The organism is Amycolatopsis sp. VS8301801F10, from assembly GCF_046195355.1.
Lineage (GTDB): Bacteria > Actinomycetota > Actinomycetes > Mycobacteriales > Pseudonocardiaceae > Amycolatopsis.
The window spans coordinates 2086305-2103011 of sequence record NZ_CP176065.1 but is presented as its reverse complement, the minus strand read 5'-3'; the positions used below and the strand labels follow the sequence as shown (position 1 = coordinate 2103011).

Annotated in this window: 14 protein-coding genes and 1 tRNA gene; 13 read left to right on the top strand and 2 right to left on the bottom strand. The window is 70.5% G+C overall.

Annotation, left to right across the window (positions count from 1 at the left end):
- Nucleotides 1-110: 110 nt before the first annotated feature.
- From F9C11_RS10145 to F9C11_RS10110, 8 genes are all read left to right on the top strand, one after another.
- Nucleotides 111-608: a flavin reductase family protein gene (locus tag F9C11_RS10145; RefSeq protein WP_409184611.1), complete on the top strand. Its 498-nt coding sequence runs from the start codon at nucleotides 111-113 to the stop codon at nucleotides 606-608.
- A gap of 66 nt (nucleotides 609-674) precedes the next feature.
- Nucleotides 675-750, top strand: a tRNA-Thr gene (locus F9C11_RS10140).
- Nucleotides 751-944: 194 nt separating this feature from the next.
- Nucleotides 945-2450, top strand: coding sequence for a threonine/serine exporter ThrE family protein (locus F9C11_RS10135; protein ID WP_409184610.1), 1506 nt, complete (start codon nucleotides 945-947; stop codon nucleotides 2448-2450).
- Between the two features lie 84 nt (nucleotides 2451-2534).
- Nucleotides 2535-3986 (top strand): trehalose-6-phosphate synthase, encoded by a 1452-nt coding sequence (locus tag F9C11_RS10130; RefSeq protein WP_409184609.1) that lies wholly within the window; start codon nucleotides 2535-2537, stop codon nucleotides 3984-3986.
- A 41-nt stretch (nucleotides 3987-4027) separates the two neighbouring features.
- Nucleotides 4028-6562 carry a trehalose-phosphatase gene (gene otsB, locus F9C11_RS10125; protein WP_409184608.1) on the top strand — a complete coding sequence of 845 codons (2535 nt, stop codon included), beginning with the start codon at nucleotides 4028-4030 and terminating at the stop codon, nucleotides 6560-6562.
- Between the two features lie 131 nt (nucleotides 6563-6693).
- On the top strand, nucleotides 6694-7227 hold the full coding sequence (locus F9C11_RS10120; RefSeq protein WP_409184607.1) for a hypothetical protein: 534 nt from the start codon (nucleotides 6694-6696) through the stop codon (nucleotides 7225-7227).
- A gap of 39 nt (nucleotides 7228-7266) precedes the next feature.
- Nucleotides 7267-7872 (top strand): RNA polymerase sigma factor, encoded by a 606-nt coding sequence (locus F9C11_RS10115; protein ID WP_409184606.1) that lies wholly within the window; start codon nucleotides 7267-7269, stop codon nucleotides 7870-7872.
- Nucleotides 7869-8963, top strand: a complete 1095-nt coding sequence (locus F9C11_RS10110; protein ID WP_409184605.1) for a hypothetical protein — start codon at nucleotides 7869-7871, stop codon at nucleotides 8961-8963. Before F9C11_RS10115 ends, F9C11_RS10110 begins: the two co-directional genes overlap by 4 nt.
- On the opposite strand, the gene radA is transcribed toward F9C11_RS10110, so the two are convergent.
- Both radA and F9C11_RS10100 read right to left on the bottom strand, forming a co-directional pair.
- Nucleotides 8964-10325 (bottom strand): DNA repair protein RadA, encoded by a 1362-nt coding sequence (gene radA, locus F9C11_RS10105; RefSeq protein ID WP_182895735.1) that lies wholly within the window; start codon nucleotides 10323-10325, stop codon nucleotides 8964-8966. It lies immediately after the preceding gene.
- 44 nt (nucleotides 10326-10369) lie between these two features.
- Nucleotides 10370-11050: a hypothetical protein gene (locus F9C11_RS10100; protein ID WP_409184604.1), complete on the bottom strand. Its 681-nt coding sequence runs from the start codon at nucleotides 11048-11050 to the stop codon at nucleotides 10370-10372.
- Nucleotides 11051-11325: 275 nt separating this feature from the next.
- Here F9C11_RS10100 and F9C11_RS10095 point away from each other — a divergent pair, with 275 nt between their 5' ends.
- The 5 genes from F9C11_RS10095 (at nucleotide 11326) to F9C11_RS10075 (ending at nucleotide 16667) form a co-directional block, all read left to right on the top strand.
- Nucleotides 11326-11817 (top strand): CarD family transcriptional regulator, encoded by a 492-nt coding sequence (locus F9C11_RS10095; RefSeq protein ID WP_009084200.1) that lies wholly within the window; start codon nucleotides 11326-11328, stop codon nucleotides 11815-11817.
- A 67-nt stretch (nucleotides 11818-11884) separates the two neighbouring features.
- Nucleotides 11885-12529: a 2-C-methyl-D-erythritol 4-phosphate cytidylyltransferase gene (locus tag F9C11_RS10090; RefSeq protein ID WP_409186865.1), complete on the top strand. Its 645-nt coding sequence runs from the start codon at nucleotides 11885-11887 to the stop codon at nucleotides 12527-12529.
- Nucleotides 12530-12534: 5 nt separating this feature from the next.
- Nucleotides 12535-12999, top strand: a complete 465-nt coding sequence (ispF, locus tag F9C11_RS10085; RefSeq protein ID WP_409186864.1) for a 2-C-methyl-D-erythritol 2,4-cyclodiphosphate synthase — start codon at nucleotides 12535-12537, stop codon at nucleotides 12997-12999.
- A 201-nt stretch (nucleotides 13000-13200) separates the two neighbouring features.
- Nucleotides 13201-15198 (top strand): hypothetical protein, encoded by a 1998-nt coding sequence (locus F9C11_RS10080; RefSeq protein ID WP_409184603.1) that lies wholly within the window; start codon nucleotides 13201-13203, stop codon nucleotides 15196-15198.
- Nucleotides 15195-16667 carry an ABC transporter substrate-binding protein gene (locus F9C11_RS10075; RefSeq protein ID WP_409184602.1) on the top strand — a complete coding sequence of 491 codons (1473 nt, stop codon included), beginning with the start codon at nucleotides 15195-15197 and terminating at the stop codon, nucleotides 16665-16667. Before F9C11_RS10080 ends, F9C11_RS10075 begins: the two co-directional genes overlap by 4 nt.
- Nucleotides 16668-16707 lie beyond the last annotated feature (40 nt).

The window sequence follows — 16707 nt, the reverse complement described above, 5'->3', positions numbered from 1 at the left end:
CTGGTCCAGCCGTTGCCGCGGGTTTCCGGCAGTTCCTACCGTCGTCCGCACTCGTCCGCCGCGCCTTCGCGGCGGACAGCCCCGACGACGTGACACAGGAGCGTTCGGAGATGACCGTGACCAACGACTTCCCCCGGCTTCCCGCGCAGTTCCGCGGCTGTCTCGGCAGGTTCGCGACCGGTGTCGCGGTGGTGACCTTCGACGGCGTCGACAGCACCGGTGCGGCGAAACGGCACGGGCTCACGGTGAACTCGTTCACCTCGGTTTCGCTGGATCCTCCGCTGGTGCTGGTGGCGATCCAGCGTTCGGTCCGCGCGCACGCCTTGCTCGCCGGGAGGCCGTTCACGGTGAACGTGCTCGGCGCCGAACAACGTGCGGTGGCGTTGCACTTCGCGGGAAAGCCGGCGGTGGAACCGGAGTGGGTGGAAGGCGAGTACGCCCCGCGGCTGGCGAATACCGCGGCGTGGTTCGAATGCACCCCGTGGAAGGAGTACGACGGCGGCGACCACACCCTGTTCGTCGGCGCGGTGGAACGCTTCAGCCAGCGAGACGGCGCCTGCCTCGGCTTCGTGGACGGTTCGTTCGTGACCATCGACAGCGCTCGATAGCCCAATGCCCGAAAGCCCGCGCGGCGCGGCACCCGGATACACTTCCCGGTGCCTGATACAGGCGACGCCGGCATAGCTCAGTTGGTAGAGCAACCGCCTTGTAAGCGGTAGGTCAGGGGTTCAAGTCCCCTTGCCGGCTCCACGCGGTTCCTCCCCTCGCCGCCCGCCCTTCCCCCGGCGGCCGACCCGTTCCCAAATTCCCAGGTCAAGGCCGGAAACCGGCAAGATCCACCCCGGTGCGGCACGATCGTGCCCAGGTGTGTCGGACACCACTGCAACAGCTGGGGCGAAACGGCCGATGGTCCCCGGGAACGAACGAGGAGGTGGGGATCGATCATGAAGATCAACGAGCGTGCCGGCCAGGGGGCAGCGCGCAGACGGTGGCCGATTCTCGAGCCCCCGCACCCGAGGTCGAACCAGCGGCACCGGCCCAATCTGCTGCGCCGGCGCGCCTGGCACATTCTCGAGGCTCCGACGGCGGAACAGCCCGCGGTCGAGTCCGAGGAGGCGATCGGGCCCAAGCCGCCGGACGACGCGACCGTCAACTTCGTTCTCGATCTCACCCTGCGGATCGGCGAGGTGCAGATGGCCAGCGGCGCCGGGGCTTCCGACGTCACCGCGACCATTCTCGCGCTCACCTCCGCGCTCGGGCTGCCGCACTGCGAGGTCGACGTCATCTTCACGTCGATCACCGTCACCTGTCACCGCGGCACCGACCTCGCGCCGGTGACCGCGTTGCGAGTGGTCCGTTCGCGCAGTCTCGACTACACCCGGCTGACCGAGACCGAGGCGCTCGTGCGCCAGATCGTCCGCGGCCGCACCGGGGCCGAGGAAGCGGTCACCGAACTGGACCGGATCACGTCCGCGCCGCACCCGTACGCGCGCTGGACCGCGACCGCCGCCTGGGGCGGGCTGGCCGGGTTCATCACGCTGCTGCTCGGCGGGGGCCTCGACATCGCGCTCGTGGCGATGGTCATCTCCGCCGCGGTCGACCGGATCGGCAGGCTGCTCAACAAGGTCAACCTGCCGTTCTTCTTCCAGCAGGTGGTCGGCGGGCTCTTCGCGACGCTGTCGGCGATGGTGATCGTCAGCAGCAACATCCTGACCACCGACCGGCCGACGCTGGTGGTCGCGGCGGCGGTCACCGTGCTGCTGTCCGGGCTCTCCACCGTTTCCGCGGTGCAGGACGGGATCACCGGGTACTACGTGACCGCGTCCGGCCGCACGATGGAAACCGCGTTGATGAGTGCCGGACTGATCGCCGGCGTCGTGCTCGCGCTGCGGATCGCGGTGCTGCTCGAACTGCCGCGCACCCCGTTGCCGGACGTTCCCGCTTCGACCGCGCAGCACCTGCCGATCATCGTCGTCGGCGGAGCGGGCGCGGCTGCCTGCTTCGCGCTCGCCTCGTACTCGAAACTGCGCGCGATGCTCGTGGCCGCCGCGGCCGGGGCGATCGGCGCGCTCGTGTACGGCGCGTTGATCCTCGCGACGCTGGACGCGGTGAGCGCTTCGGCGATCGCGGCGACACTCGTCGGGTTCTGCGGCGGCGTGATGGCCCGGCGGCTGAAAGTTACTCCGCTCGTGGTCGCCGTGTCCGGGATCACTCCGCTGCTCCCCGGCCTTTCCACCTATCGTGGTCTATACCAATTAGCGGTGTCGCCAGGCGGCAACATCTCCACCCTGATGACCGCGGTCGCCATCGGGCTCGCCCTCGCGGCGGGCGTTGTACTGGGCGAATACCTCGCCCAGCCGGTCCGCACCGGTCTCGGCAGGCTCGAGCGCAAGCTCTCCGGGCCCCGGCTCGCCGGACCGATGGAACCGACCGAACGGCGTCTGGAGTAACCAGCTGGTCACCGGCCGGTCACTCCGCGCGCGCTAGGGTTTCTCTTGGGGCCGCGACCCGCCGATGACGAGGGAGCAGCTGGAGTGACTGACGCGATCGCCGACCGGAAAAGCGCACCGTCCGCCGACTTCGTCGTGGTGGCCAACCGGCTGCCCGTCGACCTCGAACGGACCGCGGACGGGGAACAACGCTGGACCGCCAGTCCGGGCGGACTGGTCTCGGCACTCGAACCGTTCCTGAGGTCCCGCAAGGGCGCCTGGGTGGGCTGGCCGGGCGTGCCGGACGTCGAGGTGGACGAGTTCGACGACGACGGGCTCGTCCTGCACCCGGTGTCGCTCACCTCGGCCGAGGTCCGCGACTACTACGAGGGCTTCTCGAACGCCACGCTTTGGCCGCTGTACCACGACGTGGTCGCCCGGCCGGTCTTCGACCGGTCGTGGTGGGACAGCTACGTGAAGGTCAACCGGCGCTTCGCCGAGGCCAGCGCCGCCGTCGCCGCGCACGGGGCGACCGTGTGGATCCAGGACTACCAGCTGCAGCTGGTGCCCCGGATGCTCCGCGAACTGCGGCCCGACCTGCGCATCGGGTTCTTCCTGCACATCCCGTTCCCGCCGGTCGAGCTGTTCATGCAGCTCCCGTGGCGCGCGGAGATCGTGCGCGGCCTGATCGGCGCGGACCTGATCGGCTTCCACCGGCCTGGCGGCGCGCAGAACTTCCTGTGGCTGGCCCGGCAGCTGGTCGGCCTCGAACCCACCCGCGGCGCGGTCGGCGTCCGGTCCCGGCCGGGCATGGTGCAGGTCGGCGACCGCACCGTGCGCGTCGGCGCGTTCCCGATCTCCATCGACGCGGCCGGACTCGACTCCCTCGCCCGCAGCAAGGGCGTCGCCGAACGCGCCAAGCAGATCCGCCGCGACCTCGGCAACCCGAAAGCGGTGCTGCTCGGCGTCGACCGGCTCGACTACACCAAGGGCATCGACCTGCGGCTGCAGGCGCTGCACGAGCTGCTGCACGAGGGCAGGCTCGAACCGGGCGACGTCACGTTCGTGCAGCTGGCCACGCCGAGCCGCGAACGCGTCGAGCACTACCAGCGGATGCGCGGCGAGATCGAGCAGATGGTCGGCCGGATCAACGGCGAGTTCTCCCGCGTCGGCCACCCGGTCGTGCACTATTTGCACCAATCCGTGAACCGCACCGAGCTGGCCGCCTTCTTCTCCGCGGCCGACGTGATGGTGGTGACTCCGCTGCGCGACGGGATGAATCTCGTCTGCAAGGAGTACGTCGCGTGCCGGCCGGATCTCGGCGGCGCGCTGGTGCTCAGCGAGTTCGCCGGCGCGGCCGCCGAACTGACCAGCGCTTTCCTCGTCAACCCGCACGATCTGGACGGGGTGAAGAACGCGTTGGAGGCTGCCATTACGCTCGACCCCGCCGAGGGCCGACGCAGGATGCGCGCCATGCGTCGCCAGGTCCTCACCCACGACGTCGACCGGTGGGCGCGTTCGTTCCTCCAGGCGCTGGGTGCCGAACCGGCCGACTGACCCCCTCCCCCGTACCGCGCTGGACCTCCTGAGGAGGAGTGTTGACCGCCGAGGCGTTGCCCGCGGAGCTACGGCGCGCGATCGTGCAGATCGCCCGTACCCCGCGCCTGCTGGTCGCCTGCGACTACGACGGCACGTTGGCCCCCATCACGGCGAACCCGGACGAGGCGCGGCCGCTGCCCGAGTCCGTGGGTGCGTTGAGATCTCTCGCCGGCCTGCACGAAACGACCACCGCCGTGATCTCCGGCCGGGCCCTGCGCGACCTCGCGACGCTGTCGCGGCTGCCGTCGGAGGTGAACCTGGTCGGCAGCCACGGCTCCGAGTTCGACATCGGCTTCATCCACGCCCTCGACGAGGACGCGAAGGCACTGCACCGGCGGCTCGAGCACGAGCTGGAGCAGCTGGTGCTCGACGTGCCCGGGGTGTCGCTGGAGGTCAAGCCGGCGAGCATCGCGGTGCACGTGCGCCGCGCCGAGCACAACGCCGGACGGCGCGTCCTCGCCGCCGTGCACGAGGGCCCGTCGAAGTGGGAAGGCGTCACGACCACCGACGGCAAGGAGGTCGTCGAGCTGGCGGTCGTGAAGACCGACAAGGGCAACGCTCTCGACACCCTGCGCCACCAGGTCGGGGCCACCGCGGCGGTGTTCCTCGGCGACGACGTCACCGACGAGAAGGCGTTCGCCCGGCTGGCCGGCCCGGACCTGGGCATCAAGGTCGGCGACGGCGAATCGCTCGCCGAGTACCACGTGCCCGACACCGTCGACGTCGCGATGGTGCTCGCGTTCCTCCTGGAGGAGCGGCGCAACTGGCTCTACGGCGAGTCCGCGCCGCCGATCGAGCGGCTGTCGATGCTGGCCAACGAGCGTTCGGTCGCGCTGGTGACGCCGGACGCGAAGCTGACCTGGCTGTGCCACCCCGGCCCGGACGCCCCCGCGGTGTTCGCCGACCTGCTCGGCGGTCCCGGGGCCGGGCATTTCTCGATCAAACCGCACCGCAACGGGCTTCCGCTCGGCCAGCGGTACCTGCCGAACACGATGACGGTCGAGACGCGCTGGTCGCGGCTGCTCGTCACGGACTATCTCGAACCGGAAAGCCCCGCGCACCGCACCGACCTCGTGCGCGTGATCTCCGGCGAGGCGGTGGCGCAGGTCGTGTTCGCGCCGCGGCCGGAATTCGGCGGCGTGCCGGTGCGGCTGGTCGCCGAGGAAGAGGGCCTGCGCGTGCTGGGCACGTCGGAGCCGTTCGTGCTGCGTTCGCCGGGCGTCGAATGGTCGATCGCCTCCGACGGCCTGCAGGACACCGCGACCGCGCTCGTCCAGCCGACGCCGGACCAGCCGGTGGTGCTCGAACTGCGGTGCGGCACCACGGATCTCGCCGCGCACGAACTGTCCGAAGTGGACCGCCGGGACCGCGCGGGCCGGTACTGGAGCGACTGGGCGGCGAAGCTCAAGCTGCCGACCGTCCAGACCGAACTGGTGCGCCGCTCCGCGCTGACCCTGCGCGGGCTGGTCAACACCGACACCGGCGGCGTGCTGGCCGCCGCGACGTCGTCGCTGCCGGAGGAGATCGGCGGGGTCCGCAACTGGGATTACCGCTACTGCTGGATCCGCGACGCCGCGATGACCGTGCGCGAACTGGTCCACCTCGGATCGCACGAGGAGGCCGAGGGCTACCTGAAGTGGCTGCACGGCGTGCTCGCCACGCTGGCCGGCCCGGAGCGGCTGCACCCGCTGTACACGCTGGCCGGAAGCGTCATCGGCGCGGAGGCGGTCATCGAATCGCTGCCCGGGTACGCCGGTTCGCGTCCGGTGCGCGTCGGCAACCTGGCCAACCACCAGGTGCAGCTCGACGTGTTCGGTCCGGTCGTGGAACTGGTCGCCACGCTGGCGCAGGTGCGCGGCGAACTGCGCGACGAGGACTGGCAGATGGTGCGCGCGATGGCCGAGGCCGTCACGCGGCGCTGGAACGAGCCGGACCACGGCATCTGGGAAGAGCGGCACGTGCCGCGGCACCGGGTCTACTCGCGGGTGATGTGCTGGGTGACCATCGACCGCGCGGTCCGGCTCGGCGACGAGTACGGCCGCGACGTCCCGGGAGCCTGGCCGAAGCTGCGCGACGAGATCAAGGCCGACGTGCTCGAGCACGGCTGGAACGAAGAGGTGCAGGCGTTCACCACCGCCTACGACGGCACCGACCTCGACGCGGCGTCCCTGTTCGTGGGCCTGACCGGCCTCATCGACCCGGCGGACGAGCGGTTCCAGAAGACCGTGACGGCGATCGAGGCCGAACTGCGCAGCGGCTCCACGGTGTACCGCTACCGGCGCGACGACGGTCTCCCCGGCGGCGAGGGCGGCTTCCACATCTGCGCGGCCTGGCTGATCGAGGCGTACCTGTGCACCGGGCGGCGCAACGAGGCCGAGGAGCTGTTCGCGCAGATCGTCGGCGCGGCGGGCCCGACCGGGCTGCTGCCGGAGCAGTTCGACCCGGTGGCGGAGCGCTCGCTCGGCAACCACCCGCAGGCGTACTCGCACATCGGCCTCATCCGGTGCGCGAATCTCCTGGCCGAGAAGGCTTGATCAGGCAAGCCCGTTAGCACGCCTCGGTGACAAGTGCCGTGAAGGCCGCCTTGCCGGAATCGCATTCCGTTAAGGTGGTCTTCACGAGCATTTGCACGTTCGTTCGGGTTTGCCGGCGCGGAGGTGATGCGGTGAAGCAGTACTACGGGCAACAGGCCGTGGAGTACGCCCCGCTGCCGCCGCTGTTCGCTGCCCGGGTGCGCTTCGCCTCCGTGGTCACCGGCGTTTCGCTGGCGATCGGCACGCTGCTCGTGCTCGGGCTCACCGCGTTCGTGAACCGGCCGCTGCACGGGCAGATCCTGCCGCGCGGCCCGCTCGGTCTCGCCGCCTTGCTGCTGCCGATGCTGTCCGTGCTGGCCATCGCGGCGGTGGTGCTGTCCGCGCGCCGCTGCCTGCAAGGCGACTACCTGGTGATCGCCCGGGCCCGCAGCACGCGCGCGGCGCTCGCCATGTGTTTCACGCTGCTGTCGATCAGCTGCATCGTCGCGCTCGGGGTGTCCGCGCTGGTGGATCTCTGGGGCAATCACGGCAGGCTCGGCTTCACCGAACTGCTCGCGACCTTCGCGAATTTCGCCATCGGCCTGATCGGCTACAGCGCCGGTCTCTGGTTCGTCCGGCCGTCGGTGAGCACGCTGGAGAAGTTCAGCGACCACCCCATCTGGTGACGCCGTGAACGCTCGCCGGCGCCGCGGGCAAGAACAGGCATGCAGGTGACCCATGACGGTCCCGAGCCGGTGTCGACCGGCCCGCAGGACCGCCCCTACCTGGGCGGCCCCGATCCCGCCCCGGCCTTCGGGCGGCTGTTCGACGCGCACGCGGCGACCATGCACCGGTACCTGGCGCGCCGCGTCGGCCCGGACACCGCGCACGATCTCGTCGCCGAAACGTTCCTCGTCGCGCTGCGCCGGCGGGATTCGTACCAGCCGGAACTGGGCACCGCGCGCTCGTGGCTGTACGGGATCGCGACGAACCTGCTGCGCCACCACGTCCGCAGCGAAACCCGGGCGCTGCGGGCCACCGCGCGGCTCGCGAACTCCAGCGACCGCGGCCAAGGCGGGCACGACACCCGGGTCGCCGAGCAGGTGGACGCACAGGCCCGCGCGGCACAGCTGGCGGGCGCGCTCGCGAAGCTGAGCGTCGCCGACCGCGACACGCTGCTGCTGGTCTCGTGGGCCGGGCTGGAACCGGTCGAAGTCGCCGAGGCGCTCGGCATCCCGCCGGGCACCGTGCGTTCGAGGCTGCATCGGATCCGCAGATGGCTGCGCACCAACGCGGCCGCATCGACCCGCGAGGAGGCGAAGGAACAGTGAACGACGACACCGTGCGGCAGTTGTGGTCCGACGCCGAACTCGACGAGGCGCTCGCGGCGCTGCACCCGCACGAGGCGACCACCGACCGCGCCGAACTCGCCCGGGCCCGCGCGAGCCTGCTGCGGGCCGCCGAGGGAGCGGGCGATTCCGCCGAACCCGTTGTCCCGCAACGGAAAAAGCGCTCTGGCGCGTGGCGGTGGATCGCCGTGGCGGCGGCGGTCGCGCTCGTCACCGGCGGCGTGGTCGTGGTCCGGGAACTCGCGAGCGCGCCGACGTCACTGGCTCCCGCCGGCCCGGGTTCCCCGGTGGACCGCCGCGAAGCGGGCGCGCCGTTCACCCACGTCGTGACCAAGTACAGCCGCACCGCGCTGGTGGGCGGGACCAGTGTGTTCCGGGTCCGGGAGCAGGCGGACCTGTGGATCCCGGCCGAGGAGTCCGGCATCTGGAAACGCCGCTGGACCCGGGCCGGATCGCCGACGCTGCTCGGCGGGGACGACCGGGCCCGCGCGAAACTGGACGGGCCGTCCCAGGCCGAGCAGTCCGCGCCCGGCGGGCAGTTCGCCCACGACTCCCGCTTCCCCGGCGAATCGTCCCCCGGCGCCGTGCCGGGGTGGTTCCACCCGACCCCGGAATTCGTCGCGAGCCTTTCGACCGACGCCAGCGTGCTGACCGGCCGTCTCCTGAAGGACAGCGCCCCTCCGCAGCCGCCGCCCGCGAACGCCGGGCCGCTGCCGCAGCCGCTGAACTACGGCGCTCCGCAGCTCCCCAGCCCGATCAGCTATCCGGCGGCGACCGGGATGATCCTGAACGTGCTCGCTTCCGGATACGCGTCGCGCGAACTGCGGGAGACCTTCCAGAAACTGATGGACAACCCGGCGCTCGGCTTCGAAATCATGCAGATCGGCCCGGACTTCGTGCAGTACGCGGTGCCCGCCGGCCCGTACCGGCTGCTCGTCTCGGTCAACCGGTCGCGAGCCCAGCTGACCGACATCCAGGCGCTCGCCACGAGCGCCGCCACCGGGTTCTCGCCCGGCACCCTGGTCAGCTCCGCGCAGTTCTCCTACGAGACCACCGACCGGGCGGGAGACTGATCATTTCGCGTGATTCGCCGCGTTGAGCGCGCTCGCCACGTCGGGCACCTCCAGCACCCGGATGCCGTCCGGGAGCTTGCCGGAATCGGGCGGCACCAACGCGTGCGTGAAACCCAGCCGGGCCGCCTCGGCCAGCCGCCGCCCGACGTTCGGCACCCGCCGGATCTCGCCGGCCAGCCCGACCTCGCCGACGGCCACCAACCGCGGCGACAGGGCCACGTCGTGCAGCGACGAGGTCAGCGCGAGCACCAGCGCCAGGTCGATCGCGGGCTCGGTGATCTTCATGCCGCCGACGGTGGCGACGTAGACGTCCTTGTCGCCCAGCTTCATCCGGCCGCGCTTCTCCATCACGGCGAGCACCATGGCCACGCGCGCCGAATCGAGGCCGCTCACCGCGCGCCTCGGCTGCGGCATGCCGCTGCTCGACACCAGTGCCTGCACCTCGCCCAGCAGCGGCCGTTTCCCCTCGACCGCGACCGTGACCGCGGTGCCCGGCACCGGTTCCGCCGTCCGGCTCAGGAACAGCCCGGACGGGTCCGGGACGCCGACGATGCCTTCCTCGGTCAGCTCGAAACAGCCGATCTCGTCCGCCGCGCCGAACCGGTTCTTGATGCCGCGCACCATCCGCAGCGTGGAATGCTTGTCGCCCTCGAACTGCAGCACCACGTCCACCAGGTGCTCCAGCACGCGCGGACCGGCGACCGAACCGTCCTTCGTGACATGTCCCACGAGCACGACCGGCAGCCCGCGCTCCTTGGCGAGCGCGACGAGCCCGGCGGTGACCGCGCGGACCTGCGTCACCCCGCCCGGCGAGCCCTCGACCTGCGGCGATGCCATGGTCTGGACCGAATCGACGATCAGCACGCCCGGCTTCACCGCGTCGACGTGCCCGAGGATCGCGGACAGATCGCTCTCCGCCGCGAGAAACATCTCACCGTGCACGTTGCCGGTGCGCTCGGCGCGCAACCGGACCTGTCCGGCGGATTCCTCGCCGGTGACGTACAGCGAACGCCCCGCCGTGACCGCCCACTGATAGGCGACTTCGAGCAGCAGCGTGGATTTGCCGACCCCGGGTTCGCCGGCCAGCAGCGCGACCGCGCCGGGCACGAGCCCGCCGCCGAGCACCCGGTCCAGCTCCGGCACGCCGGTGGCCTTCGCCCGGGCCGCCTCGACGTCGACCTCGGCGATCGGCCGCGCGGGCGCGCTCGGCGCTCCGGCGGCCACCCGGGCGATCGCCGGTTTCGCCGAGCCGCGCTCCTCGAGCGTGCCCCACGCCTGGCATTCCGGGCAGCGGCCGACCCACTTCGCCGTCTCGTACCCGCATTCCGCGCACCGGTGGACGGTGCTGGTCTTCTTCACCACTCCGCGAGGCTATCGGCGGGCACCGACAGAAATCGCGGCGGCGATCAGGACGCCGCGCGCGCCGGCGCGGCGACCGGCAGCTCGACCACGATCGGGCCTGCGTTCTGGAAGGTGAAGGTGACCTTGATCGTCGCGCCCGGCCACAGCGGCTGCTTGAGGCCCTGGAGCACGACCTTGCCGGTGCCCAGCTGGCTCGCCGCGCCGCCGTTCTCGCCCGCCTGCGGCGCGTTCGACGCCGAGCCGGGGGCCGAGTTCGCCGAGCTGTTCGGGGCGGAGCTGGGCGCGCTGGAAGGCGCCGAGTTCGCCTCCGACGCCGGGGTGCTGTTCGCCGACTCCGGCCGCGCCGGGGCGCCCTGCTCGACCGCGGCGGCCGGGCCGATCACGAGCGAGTGCCCGGCGACGATCGCCGAGTCCCCGGAGATCTGCGCGGGGGCGGAGGTGGCGTCCGACGTCACCGAGACCAGCTTGTCGTCCTTCTGGCCCTGGTTGACGACGGTGAGCGTGAGCGGGGCGGGCGAACCGGCGGCGTAGCCGGGGCCCTGCGCCGGGTACTGCACCGCGGCGTTGCGCAGCACGATCGTCTTCACCTGGGCGTAGGTGCCGTTGACGGCGGGCTGCTGGGTGTCGGTCTGGGTGATCTGACCGGCTCCGCAACCGGCGAGCACGAGTGCGGCGCCGAGCGCCGACACGCCTGCGCCGAGCACGCGGCGATTCTGCAGCCTCACGTCAGAGTCCTTCCCTTTCACGGCCTCGTCCTTCCCGAAGACTAGCCGGGCGCTTTCCCGCGCGCGGAACCGGTGTGCGTTCCCGGCCGATCGACTGTCCACAAAGGATCCCACGGTGCCGGTCCGGGCGCTGTCGGCTCACCTGCATGAGCACGGCGAAAACCGGTTTGTCAAGCCCTGCCCAGGCCGCTGACCTGCGACGACGATCCCGGGTCGCTAGGTGGCCGCCGAACAGCCGTGATAGGATGGACCTCAGCGAAAGGGGCAGAGGACACATGGTTTTCAAGGTCGGAGAGACCGTCGTCTACCCGCACCACGGTGCCGCACTCATCGAAGCCATCGAGACCCGCGTGATCAAGGGCGAGGAAAAGAAGTACCTCGTCCTCAAAGTCGCGCAAGGGGATCTTACGGTTCGCGTGCCCGCGGACAACGCCGAGATCGTCGGCGTACGCGATGTCGTCGGGCAAGAGGGACTGGACAAGGTCTTCGATGTTCTGCGTGCTCCGCACACCGAAGAGCCCACGAACTGGTCTCGTCGGTACAAGGCCAACCTGGAGAAGCTCGCCTCCGGCGATGTGAACAAGGTGGCCGAAGTGGTGCGCGACCTCTGGCGGCGAGAAAAGGACCGCGGACTTTCAGCCGGCGAGAAACGCATGCTGGCGAAGGCACGGCAAATCCTGGTCAGCGAGCTCGCGCTCGCGGAGGGCACCGACGAGGGCAAGGCGGAAACGCTCCTCGACGAGGTCCTGGAGACCGCGACGGTCTGACCCCGGGTCCTCCGGTTCGCCCCCTCGGCAACCGGTTCCCTACGATCACGACCTGATGAACCCACAGGTGCACAGCGTCGCGTTCGTGACTGTCGCGCACCATCCGGCCGATTCCGAGCTCGCGCTCACGACGGTCGGCGGTGCAGCACTACTCACGCACACCGTGCGGGGGCTGCTCGGCACACCGGAGATTGATCTGGTGGTCGCCGCAGCCCCCGAGCGGTGTGCGAAGTCGTTTTCCGAGGCGGTGCGCGGCCTCGCCTGCCGCGTCGTTCCCGGCGAATCGCTCCGGCAGGTGTTCCCCGCCGTCGAGCCGCTTCTTTCCCCGGACGCCGTCGTGCTGGTGCACGACGCGCTGCGGGCGTTCACTCCACAACGGACGGTCGGCCGGGTGCTGGCCGCGGTCCGGGACGGCGCGCCCGTCGCGGTGCCGGTGCTGCCGATGTCGGACACGGTGAAAACCACCGACGAATCCGGAATTGTCACCGCCACCGTGGATCGAGACGGTCTTCGCAGCGCGCAAACCCCGGTGGGTTTTTCCCTTTCCGCTTTCCGCTCCGCACTCGCCGATTCCGCCGACCCCGGTCTCGCCGACACCGCGGGCGCGGCGGTAGTCCCCGGCGATCCGGACGCGATGCGCGTCGCGAGCGCCTTCGAACTCACCCTCGCCGAGGCGCTCGTCGCCGGCGGGGACCGAGAGGATCCCCTGTGACCGATCTGCGGGTAGGCAACGGCGTCGACGTCCATCCGATCGAACCCGGCCGCGAATGCTGGATGGCCGGCCTGCGGTGGCCGGAAGCCGACGGCTGTGCGGGCCACTCGGACGGCGACGTCGCGGCGCACGCACTGTGCGACGCCCTGCTGTCCGCCGCGGGCCTCGGCGACCTCGGCGCGGTATTCGGCACCGGCGATCCGCGCATGGACGGCGCGCACGGCACCGACATGCTCGTCGAGGTGCGGGCGCTGCTGCGGGCCGAAGGGTGGCAGGTAGCCAACGCGACCGTGCAGGTCATCGGCAACCGGCCGCGGATCGGAAAACGGCGCGACGAGGCACAGCGGGTGCTGAGCGAAGCCGTCGGCGGGCCGGTGAGCGTCTCCGGGACCACGTCGGACGGGCTCGGGCTCACCGGCCGCGGCGAGGGCGTCGCGGCGGTCGCGACCGCGCTGCTCGTGCGCGGCTGAGCGAATTCGCGCACCCGGGAAATCGTCATATTCCTTTTTCGCCGATACCTGACCAGCGAGAACAACACGGTCGGGAAAAACGATCTTTGCCGATCGGACACAGATCCGCGCTAACTTCTGCGCGGGTACCCCCGGCTCTTTATAGTTATTCCGCGACGTTCGCGGCGGCAGGGAGCGGGGCCGCCCGGCCAAAGGGGGACGATGCCCGTCGATGCGCATCGATTGTCCGGAGTACGTTCGATCACCGGGAGGCTGGTCGAGGAACTGCTGTCCCGTCCGGGAGGGCAGAGCAGGCCGCTGCCGATCGTGGTGGCGCTCGGCGTGCGCGGCTCGGGGAAGTCGGCGCTGCTGGAGGAATTGCGCGTCCGCTGCGAGGACCTCCCGCACGCGCTCGTCGATTTCGAGCGGCGCGACTGGGAGCAGATTCAGCCGAGGGAACTGCTGGGCCACTTGGCATTCGATCTCGGCAGGCAATGGCGGCAATTCGGCCGGATCGCGTTTCCCCGGCTGTGGTTGTGCATGCTCGTGCTCAGCGCGCCGGTCGATCTCGGCGACCGCAGGGCCGCGCTGCGCAAACTCCGGGACCTGATCGCGAAAAACCAGCCACTGGAACGCAATCGCGACGCGATCGTGGACGTCGTCAAGCTCGTCGGCGGGGTCACGTCCGGCAACAGCCTTCCCGGATGGAACGAGGCGACCGAGCTGTTGCTGCGCGGGCTCAGCTGGTACGACCGGCGGCGGCTGATGGGCAAGGTCAAAGCCATGCCGACCGGGCACGGCAACCACCAGGACTTCCTGATCGAAATCGCCAAGCACGCGCACGGCGACGAGGAGGACCGGGCCGCGGTCGACGCGATCATCTGCGACGCGTTCCTCGCCGACCTGCGCCGCGCCTACTCCGGGATCTCCGGCACCCGCCGGACGATGAACTGCCTGGTATTGCTGGACAACGCGCACACGAAAGGCGGACAGGACTTCCTGCGCGCGCTCGTCGAGGCGCGCCGGCACACGCCGGACGAGGCCGATCCGCTGGTGGTCATCGCGACGAGCCGGACGTGGAATCCGGACTGGGGCGAAAGCTGGTCGGTGGTCACCGCGCATCCCGGCAGCGACCGGGAGGTCCGCCGCAATCCGGAGCACCGGACCAGCGGGCTCGACTGGCCGGTGCCGCGGCTGCCCGCACAGGTGGAAACCGACTGGATCCCCGGACAGCCGGACAACCGCTGGTCGCCGTGGTACCTGCTGGAACTCGGCGCGCTGTCCACTGGCGACGTGGTCGATGTCGCCGCCGCGCACGACGTGCACCCGACGTCGCGGCTGCCGCGGTTCCTGTCCCGGCTCACCGACGGACATCCCGGCGCGGTGCGGGAAGTGCTGCGGACTGTCGCCGCTCGATACGATCCCGCCAACCCGAACACGTTGCGGGAAGCCTTGTACACCAAGGTCATCCTGGACGACGGCAGCGAGTCCACCTTGCTCGCCGAGATGTGCGACTACCTGCTGCAGGACTTTTCGACGGCGAGCCGCCAGGAACTCGTCACCGCGAGCGCCGCGGTCGACGTGGAAATGCTGTTCCACAAGGAAATTCTCGATCTGCGCAATCCGATGGGCGAGGGGCCGCTGTTCAAGCAGCTCGCCGACCAGCTGTGGCTGCGGGCGGATCCGGACGACCCGTCGCGCTACGTGCTGCACCCGTGGCTGCGCCGGCTGCTGCTGCGGAAACTGGCGACGCGCGCCGACGACCATCCGCTGAACTGGGAGAAGGTGCACACCCGCTGCCGCGATTTCTACGAGAAGAACGGCCGCGTCGCTGCCGCCCGCTACCACGATCTGGCGCTCGAGAACGTCGACGCGGTGGTGACGCATCTGTGCAAGCCGCTGACTGCGCCGCACGCCGAGTTCGACGTGCCGACCGCGGAAGCCTGGCTCGCCGAACTGGACACGATCACCGCCGCGCCGAACCGGCTGGTGGAGAACGCCGATCCGTACACGCAGGTGCAGCAGCGGGTCGGGGACTGGGAAGGCGAACTGGAGACCACGGTGGCGTGGCTGGTCGTTTCGCTGTGGCTGGCGCGCGATCCGCTCGGTGACCCGGGCGGCACCCTCAACGCCACGATCGAGAGCGGATTCCACCATCTGGCCCAAGGCCGGGGACGAGGATCAATGCTGCTGCACGAGCGAGCGGAGCGCTACCGATGACGCAACGGATCAAACCGCCGCGGCCGTCCTGGGCGAAGTGGCTGTGGGCCGGCGGCGCGGTGCTGCTGGTCGTGGTCATTGTTGTCGCCGCGTTCGTCGTGGTCCCGGCGATCAGCCAGGCGAACCGCACGTGCGGCGCCGGCGTCGAGGAGCGCGGGGAGAATTCCGAATGCGTCGGCACGACTGACGGCGAATTCGTGTTTTCTCCCGACCTCGCGGACGTGGAAAACAGAATTCATCAGGAAAATACCGAAACCGTCGGCTCCGGGAAGCCGTACGTGACCATCGCGGTGCTCCTCCCGATGACGCTCACCGAGCACGACATCCTTTCCCGCGAATGGGTGCGCCATCAGCTCGAAGGGGCGTATGTCGCGCAGCACCGGGCCAACAAAACGCAGTCGTGGGGCAGTGTGCCGCTCATCCGGCTGCTGCTCGCCAACCCCGGCAGCCAGCTCAAACAGTGGGAGCCGGTGGTCGACGACCTGATCGGCCGCACCGGGACCGACCGGATCGTGGGCGTGACCGGGATCGGGCTGAGCCTCGGCACCGCGCGCGGCGCCATCCAGAAGCTGTCCGACCACCGCGTCCCGGTCGTCGCCTCGCACCTGGCCGCCGACGAGTTCTCGCAGATCCCCGGGTTCCTGCGGGTCTCCCCGACCAGTTCGACCTACGGCAGTTCGATGGCGGGCTACGTGAAGCCGGCCGCGCGCACCGCGACCGTCGTGCAGGACCAGAACCCCGGCGACCTGTACCCGAAGACGCTGGCCACGGCGTTCGCCAAGACGTTCGCCGACGCCGCGCACCGGATCGTCGGGCGCACCGAGTCCTACGACTCCAGCCTCCCCGGGATCGAGAACACGTTCCTGCAGATGATGCCCAACATCTGCGGCGACAACCCGGACGTCGTGTACTTCGCCGGCCGCGAGGACCACCTGAAGTCGTTCGTCGCGCAGCTCGCCCAGCGGCCGTGCGTCGAGAAGCACCTGACCGTGCTGACCGGCGACCTCGCCCAGGTCGGCCCGCCCGGCCCGGAAATGCGCCGCGGGCTCCAGGCGAACGTCACCGTGCTCGCGCCCGGGCTCGCGCATCCGCAGGCCTGGCGCGACCATCCGGATTCGTTCAACAAGGCGGCCGTCGCGAGCTTCGAGGAACCCGCGTGCGACGGCTGTTTCACCGCGGTCTTCCCCCGGGAACGGCTGGACGACGGCATCGCGATCCTGGCGCACGACGCGGTGCTGACCGTGGTCTGGGCCATCCGCGGCATCCCGCGGGTGTCTCCGGAGCAGGTCACCGCACAGGACGTGCTGCAGGCCAGGAACCGGCTGCACGGCCAGTCCGCGGTCCCGGGAGCGAGCGGCATGATCTCGTTCGACGACCGCGGCGACCCGGTGAACAAAGCGGTGCCGATCCTGCGGGTCCGGCTCGACGCGACGCCGGAGTTCGTGGAGCTGTACGTCCCGGCCGGCTGATCTTCGCGAAGGTGAGCCGGGGGCCACAAACGGGCGGCGG